Annotated in this window: 5 protein-coding genes; 2 read left to right on the top strand and 3 right to left on the bottom strand. The window is 71.1% G+C overall.

The features are described from left to right. The coding region (locus AC1DY2_RS13470; RefSeq protein WP_476762896.1) for an ABC transporter ATP-binding protein at positions 1–709 on the bottom strand (709 nt) is incomplete at its 3' end. Positions 710–831: 122 nt separating this feature from the next. Next, a complete protein-coding gene (locus AC1DY2_RS13465; protein ID WP_476762895.1) occupies positions 832–1,299 on the bottom strand; it encodes a GNAT family N-acetyltransferase in 468 nt (155 codons plus the stop codon). A gap of 68 nt (positions 1,300–1,367) precedes the next feature. Here AC1DY2_RS13465 and AC1DY2_RS13460 point away from each other — a divergent pair, with 68 nt between their 5' ends. Beyond that, positions 1,368–1,760: an iron chaperone gene (locus tag AC1DY2_RS13460; RefSeq protein WP_476762894.1), complete on the top strand. Its 393-nt coding sequence runs from the start codon at positions 1,368–1,370 to the stop codon at positions 1,758–1,760. Positions 1,761–1,879: 119 nt separating this feature from the next. Here the strand turns inward: AC1DY2_RS13460 and AC1DY2_RS13455 are convergent, their stop codons facing one another. Next, positions 1,880–2,101 carry a hypothetical protein gene (locus AC1DY2_RS13455; RefSeq protein WP_476762893.1) on the bottom strand — a complete coding sequence of 74 codons (222 nt, stop codon included), beginning with the start codon at positions 2,099–2,101 and terminating at the stop codon, positions 1,880–1,882. A gap of 103 nt (positions 2,102–2,204) precedes the next feature. Here AC1DY2_RS13455 and AC1DY2_RS13450 point away from each other — a divergent pair, with 103 nt between their 5' ends. Then, a complete protein-coding gene (locus AC1DY2_RS13450) occupies positions 2,205–6,164 on the top strand; it encodes a DUF7507 domain-containing protein (RefSeq protein WP_476762892.1) in 3,960 nt (1,319 codons plus the stop codon). Positions 6,165–6,204: the final 40 nt, after the last annotated feature.

Genomic DNA, 6,204 nt, shown 5'->3' with positions numbered 1-6,204 from the left:
GCTCGTCGCCGTCGCGGCCGAGCAGGATGATCCGGTCGGCGAGCTGCAGCGCCTCGTCGACGTCGTGGGTGACGAGGAGCACCGTGGTGGGCTCGGCGGCGTGCACGTCGAGCAGCAGGTCCTGCATCTTCAGGCGCGTGAGCGCGTCGAGCGCGCCGAACGGCTCGTCGAGCAGGAGCACGGCCGGGTTGCGGGCGAGGGCCCGCGCGAGCGAGGTGCGCTGCGCCATGCCGCCCGAGACCTCGCGCGGCCGGTGGCCGGCGGAGTCAGCGAGTCCGACGAGCTCGAGCAGCCGGGTGACCTGGGCAGCGGCCGTCGCGCGCGGCGTGCCACGGGGGRGGCCGAGGGCGACGTTCGCGGCGATGGTGCGCCACGGCAGGAGGCGCGGCTCCTGGAATCCGACCGCCGACCGCCGGTCGTAGGCGGCCACCGCGGTGCCATCGATCGCGACCTCGCCCGCCGACGGAGCGTCGAGGCCGCCGGCGATGCGCAGCAGCGTCGACTTGCCGCATCCGCTCGGACCGAGGATGGCGACGATCTCGCCCGCCGTGACCTCGAGGTCGACGTCCCGGAGCACGATGCGGGCGTCGGGGCCGCTCCCGAAGGTGCGACCCACGCCGCGGAACGCCACCGGGGCGGCGGCCGAGGCGTCGGCGCGCGCGGCCGTGCGGGCCGTGGTGTCGCGGCCGGTCTCGGATGTCGCCGTCATGGCTGCTCCTCGCGGGCGATCTCGGGGTGGATGCCCCGACGCTACCCACGCCCGTCGCGACTGTCAGCCGCGCGTGACCCGGGGCGTAATAGTGGCGAAGGTGGCACGAGCGGCGTGACCGCCTAGAGCTTCTTCTGCATGTGCATCGAGGTGACGGCGTAGCCGAGGCTCCCGTAGAGGCCGATCGCGGGCTCGTTGTAGGCGAACACGTTGAGCTGCATCGTCGTGGCCCCCTGCGATCGCGCGAACTCCTCGGCGAGCGCCATGGTCCCCCGGCCGAGGCCGCGGCCGCGGAAGGACTCGTGCACGGCGACGTCCCAGACGTACCAGGTGGACGTGTCCTTCACCGGGCCGAGCCAGAGCCAGCCGGCGTCCTCGCCGTCGGCCTGCACGGTGAACAGGAAGTGGCCGTCGACGAGCCGCCCGTCGGGGAAGAACTGGTCCTGCGAGGCGCGCGCGGCGGCGGCGGCCTGCTCGGCGTCCTCGCCCGCCTGCTGCCGCGCCTGCTGGTAGGCGGTCATCGCGACGGGCAGCCAGGCCGCGGTCTGCTCGGTGGTCTTCGGGACGAGTCGGAGGTCTGGAGTCGCCATCCGACCATGCTGCCACGAGCTGCAGGTACGTCATTGAACCATTCGGTTCAGTGACGTAGACTGCCGGCATGGCCGCCGCTCCCGAGACCGTCGACGACTACGTCGCGTCCTTCCCGCCCCAGGTTCGCGAGGTGCTCGAGCGCGTGCGGGCCGCGATCCACGCGGGGGTGCCCGGCGGCGAGGAGAAGGTGCGCTACGGGATGGGCGCGGTCATGCTCGGCGGCCGCTACGCGATCCACTTCGCCGGGTGGAAGCGGCACGTCGGCCTCTATCCGGTGCCCGCGTTCGACGGCCCACTCGAGGCCGAGGTCGCACCGCACCGCTCCAAGAAGGACACGGTGAACTTCCCGTATGCCAAGCCCGTGCCGTACGACCTGATCACCCGGATGTCGCGGGAGATCGTGCGGATGCGGAGCGAGGACCTCGGCGCGGCGCTGGATCAGCAGGCGGCGGACCTCTAGCGGAGAATGCTCTCCGCGCGCTAGCGTGAGCCGTACTCAGCTGCACTCGGTGAGGGGGCCGTCATGCACGCACGAGGGACGATCGGTAGTGCCCGGGGGGGACGCAGCCGAAAGGTTCTTCAGTTCACCGCGCTCGCGGCGGGCCTCGCGCTCGCCACGGCCATGTGGTCGGGCGGCGGGGCCGCCTGGTCGGCGGAGGCGCCGCCGGATGGCGCGTCGCCGAGCGAGGTCGCAACCGATGCGCCGGCGACGGATGCCCCGGCCACGGACGCCCCAGCCACGGATGACCCGGCCACTGACGCGCCCGACACGGATGCGCCGGCGACCGATGCGCCGTCCACGGAGCCGACCGACGACGGAGCCGAGGAGGCGGAGGCACCGCCGACGGACGCGCCGGCGCCCGACGCGGCTGACGGCGAGACGCCACCGTTCGAGGTAGCGCCGATGAGCGTCGAGGGCGAAGGGCTCGCGGCGATCGCCGCCGAACCCGTCGCAGCGGCGGCCGCCACGGGGTGCAGCTATGCCACGGCGGGACCCCAGGCTCCGTCCATCTGCTGGCTCGACTTCACCGGCTTCAACGCAGCGACCGCCCTTTCGGCCGCAGGGCAGCCCTACAGCCTCGGACTCCCCGGGGGCTATACCGCGTCGTTCACCGTCAACACGTCGGGCGCCAACGCGGGCGGCATCACGGTCTCCGCACAGGGCAGCAATTCCGGCGTCTGGCCGAGCGTCTATCCCGGCGTGACCGGCAGACCGATCATCGGCAGGAACGCCGTCGGGTCGACCAACGTCCGGATCAGCAACTTCGTGGTGAGGGACCCCCAGGGCGTCGCGGTGCCGAACTTCGGCATGGTGTCGGGCGACGGCGAGTCGACGCGCGTCGACGAGGAAGTGGTCTTCAACACGAACGGCACGCCGTGGGCACTGGTCACACGGACCCAATACGGTTGCGGTGCGGTGATCACCGGCATCGGGACCCAAGTCGTGCGCTGTCATGGCACCACCCCGACGGTGCCCGGCGCATACGGAACCGCCGTGTTCTCCACGACGAATCCGTCCGCCATCTTCACCACGCTGACCGACGGAGGCGGAGGCGGTGCCGGCGTCGAGGCTGCCGTGTTCGGAATCCAGACGGCGACGCTGACACTGAACAAGGCGGTCAATGGCCGGGTGAACCCGGGCGATTCCTTCGACACCACGATCACGTCCGCGCAGGGAACCGTGCTCGGGAGTGCGACGACCGGCGCCGCGACCTCGTCGACGACTGGGCCGATCACGCTCCTGCCCGGTTCGCAGCCGTTCACCCTCGCGGAGACGCCCAGCGCGGGCTCGACGCCGCTCGACGAGTACGTCGAGTCGTGGGCGTGCACGAACGAGAACACCGCCTCCACGACGGTGCTCCCGTCCGGTTCCGGCACGTCGAAGTCCGTCGTGCTCGGTATCGGCGACGTCGTGACGTGCACGGTCACGAACACGGCCGGAAGCCCCGAGCTCGGCCTGGTCAAGTCGCTGACCGGCAATGCCGACGAGGACGGTTCGGGCTCGGTGAGCGTTGGGGACACACTCTCCTACTCGCTGACGGCGACGAACGTCGGTGACGTGCTGATCGACGACGTCGTCGTGTCGGATGCCCTGACCGGCGCATCGCAGACCTGCGCGACCGTGCCCGTCGCCGGCACCTGCGTGCTCACGACCACCCACGTGGTCACACAGGCGGAGGCCGACGCCGGGCAGGTCGTCAACACGGGCTCCGCCGTGTCGCCCCAGACACCCGTGCCGGTCACCGACACGGAGACCGTGCCGGTTCCGCAGAGCCCGTCGCTCTCCATCGTGAAGGTGTTGACCGGCAACGCCGACGAGGACGGTTCGGGCACGGTGAGCGTGGGCGACAGCCTGTCGTACACGCTGACCGCAGCGAACACGGGAGACATCACGCTGACCGACGTCGTCGTGTCCGACTCGCTCACCGGAGGCACGCAGACCTGCGCGTCGGTGCCTCGACTGGGCGTCTGCGTGCTGTCGACCTCGCACGTGGTGACGCAGGCTGAGGCGGATGCCGGTCAGGTCGTGAACACGGGCACGGCCGCCGCGGTCCAGGTGCCGACCCCGGTGACCGATGTCGAGACGGTCCCGGTGCCGCAGGCGCCAGCGCTCACCATCGTGAAGTCCGCGTCGCCCTCGGATGCCGCCAGCTTCCTCGTCGGCGCCGAGATCACGTACTCCTTCGTGGTCACCAACAGCGGCAATGTCTCGATCGCGAACCCGCAGGTCGTGGAGGGCACCTTCACCGGGAATGGCCCCGTGCCGACGGTCGACTGCCCGGTCACGCCGGTGCTGCTCCCCACGGCGCAGATGATCTGCTCGGCGACGTACACGGTCCTGCAGTCCGATATCGACGACGGCGGGGTCAACAACACGGCGACCGCGTCGGGCACCGACCCGAACGGTGCGCCGGTCGTGTCGCCGCCCGATGACGCGCCGATTCCCGTGGACGCCGACCCCGAGCTGGTGCTGGACAAGACCTCGAGTGGCGGCCCGTTCACCCAGGCCGGTCAGGTGGTGACCTACTCGTTCCTGGTGCGGAACGCCGGCAACGTCTCGGTCGAGGACATCGCGGTGACGGATGACGCCGCAGCGTTCACCGGAACCGGCGTGTTGTCCCAGGTGGTGTGCCCGGTGACGACCCTGCTGCCCGGTGCGACGGTGACGTGCACGGCGACGTATGCGCTGACCCAGGCGGATGTCGACCGGGGGTCCGTGGCGAACACCGCGACCGCCGGTGGCAGCACCCCGGTCGGCGGTCCGTTGACGTCGCCGCCCGACACCGAGACCATCTCGATCGCACCGGCTCCGGCGCTCACGATCGTGAAGACGGGCACGCCCGACGACCCGACGGAGGCCGGACAGCAGATCACCTACTCGTTCGTGGTCACGAACACCGGCAACGTGACCCTGACCGACGTCGCGGTCGCCGAGCTCGAGTTCACCGGCAACGGCGTCCCGCCGACCGTGACCTGCCCCGCCGACGAGGTCGACTCGCTCGCACCCGGCGACGACGTGACGTGCACCGCCACCTACACGCTCATCCAGGCCGACGTCGATGCGGGCGGCATCACGAACACCGCTGACGCGACGGCGACGACGCCCGTCGGGCTTCCGGTGAGCGCACCTCCGTCGGAGTTCCCGATCACGATCGAGGCCGCACCGGCATGGACGCTCCTGAAGACGGTGAGCCCGACGACCGCCACGCAGGCCGGCGACGAGCTCACCTACTCGTTCCTCATCACGAACACCGGCAACGTCACCCTCACCGAGATCGGTGTGAACGACGAGGAGTTCACGGGGACGGGAACGATCTCGGGGATCGACTGCCCCGTGACCAGCCTCGCACCCGACGAGGACGTCACCTGCACGGCCACCTACGTGTTGACGCAGGCCGACGTCGACGCGGGCGGCGTCACGAACACCGCGACCGCCTCGAGCACCCCGCCGAACGCGCCGCCGGGCAAGTCGCCCGAGTCCACGGCCGAAGTGACCGTGGACGAGGCGCCGGGCCTCGACGTCGTGAAGGGCGCGTCTCCTGAGACGGTGACCGCGGCGGGTCAGGTGATCACCTACTCGTTCGTGGTGACCAACACCGGCAATGTCACGCTCCACAGTGTTGCCGTCGCCGAAGGCGAGTTCACGGGCACCGGAGCGATATCGGCGATCGAGTGCCCCGTCGAGCTGCTCGCGCCGGGCGCCGACCTGATCTGCTCCGCGACCTACGTGGCGACCCAGGCCGACATCGACGCGGGTGACCCCATCGTCAACACCGCCACGGCGAGCGGCGCAACGCCGTCGGAGACCCCGGTCACCTCGGACGAGAGCGAGCCGGCCACGGTCGAGGTCGAAGGAGTCGAGGCCCTGGAGCTCGACATCACCGTGGACAACCCGGTGGTGAGCGGGGCCGGGCAGCCGGTGCAGTACACCTTCACGGTGACGAACACCGGCACCGTCACCCTGAGCGACGTGGGCATCACGGGCGTGAACTTCACCGGAACCGGTGGGGTGCCCACGATCGTGTGCCCGACCGGCGACGTGGCACCGGGCGAGAGCGTCGTCTGCACGGCGACCTACATCACGACCGAGGCGGATGCCGCGGCCGGCCGCATCGACCTGACCGCGAGCGCGACCGCGACCGGCCCCGACGGCGAGCCGGTCGTAGGCAACGAGGACGAGGTCGAGGTCACACTCCCGAGCACCGAACCGCCCGTCACGACGCCGCCCTCGTCGAGCGCGTCCGCCGGACTCGCGCACAGCGGCGTCGAGGGCACTGCGACCGCCACGATCGCGCTGCTCCTGGTGGCGCTCGGTGCGGCGTTCCTCGTCCTGCGTCGGATCCGGCCGGCTCGACGGCACTGAGCGAACCAGGCAGGTGCCGGCCCGTTGAACGGGCCGGCAC

It is taken from the genome of Agromyces sp. P1_H4 (genome assembly GCF_056405255.1).
Note: the sequence above shows the minus strand (reverse complement) of the source record. Positions and strands in the feature narration are given on the sequence as shown.

What these genes read in the sequence shown, in the direction of transcription:
- AC1DY2_RS13465 (WP_476762895.1), bottom strand. Translation starts at nt 1,299, where the DNA reads ATGGCGACTCCAGACCTCCGACTCGTCCCGAAGACCACCGAGCAGACC.
- AC1DY2_RS13460 (WP_476762894.1), top strand. Translation starts at nt 1,368, where the DNA reads ATGGCCGCCGCTCCCGAGACCGTCGACGACTACGTCGCGTCCTTCCCG.
- AC1DY2_RS13450 (WP_476762892.1), top strand. Translation starts at nt 2,205, where the DNA reads ATGAGCGTCGAGGGCGAAGGGCTCGCGGCGATCGCCGCCGAACCCGTC.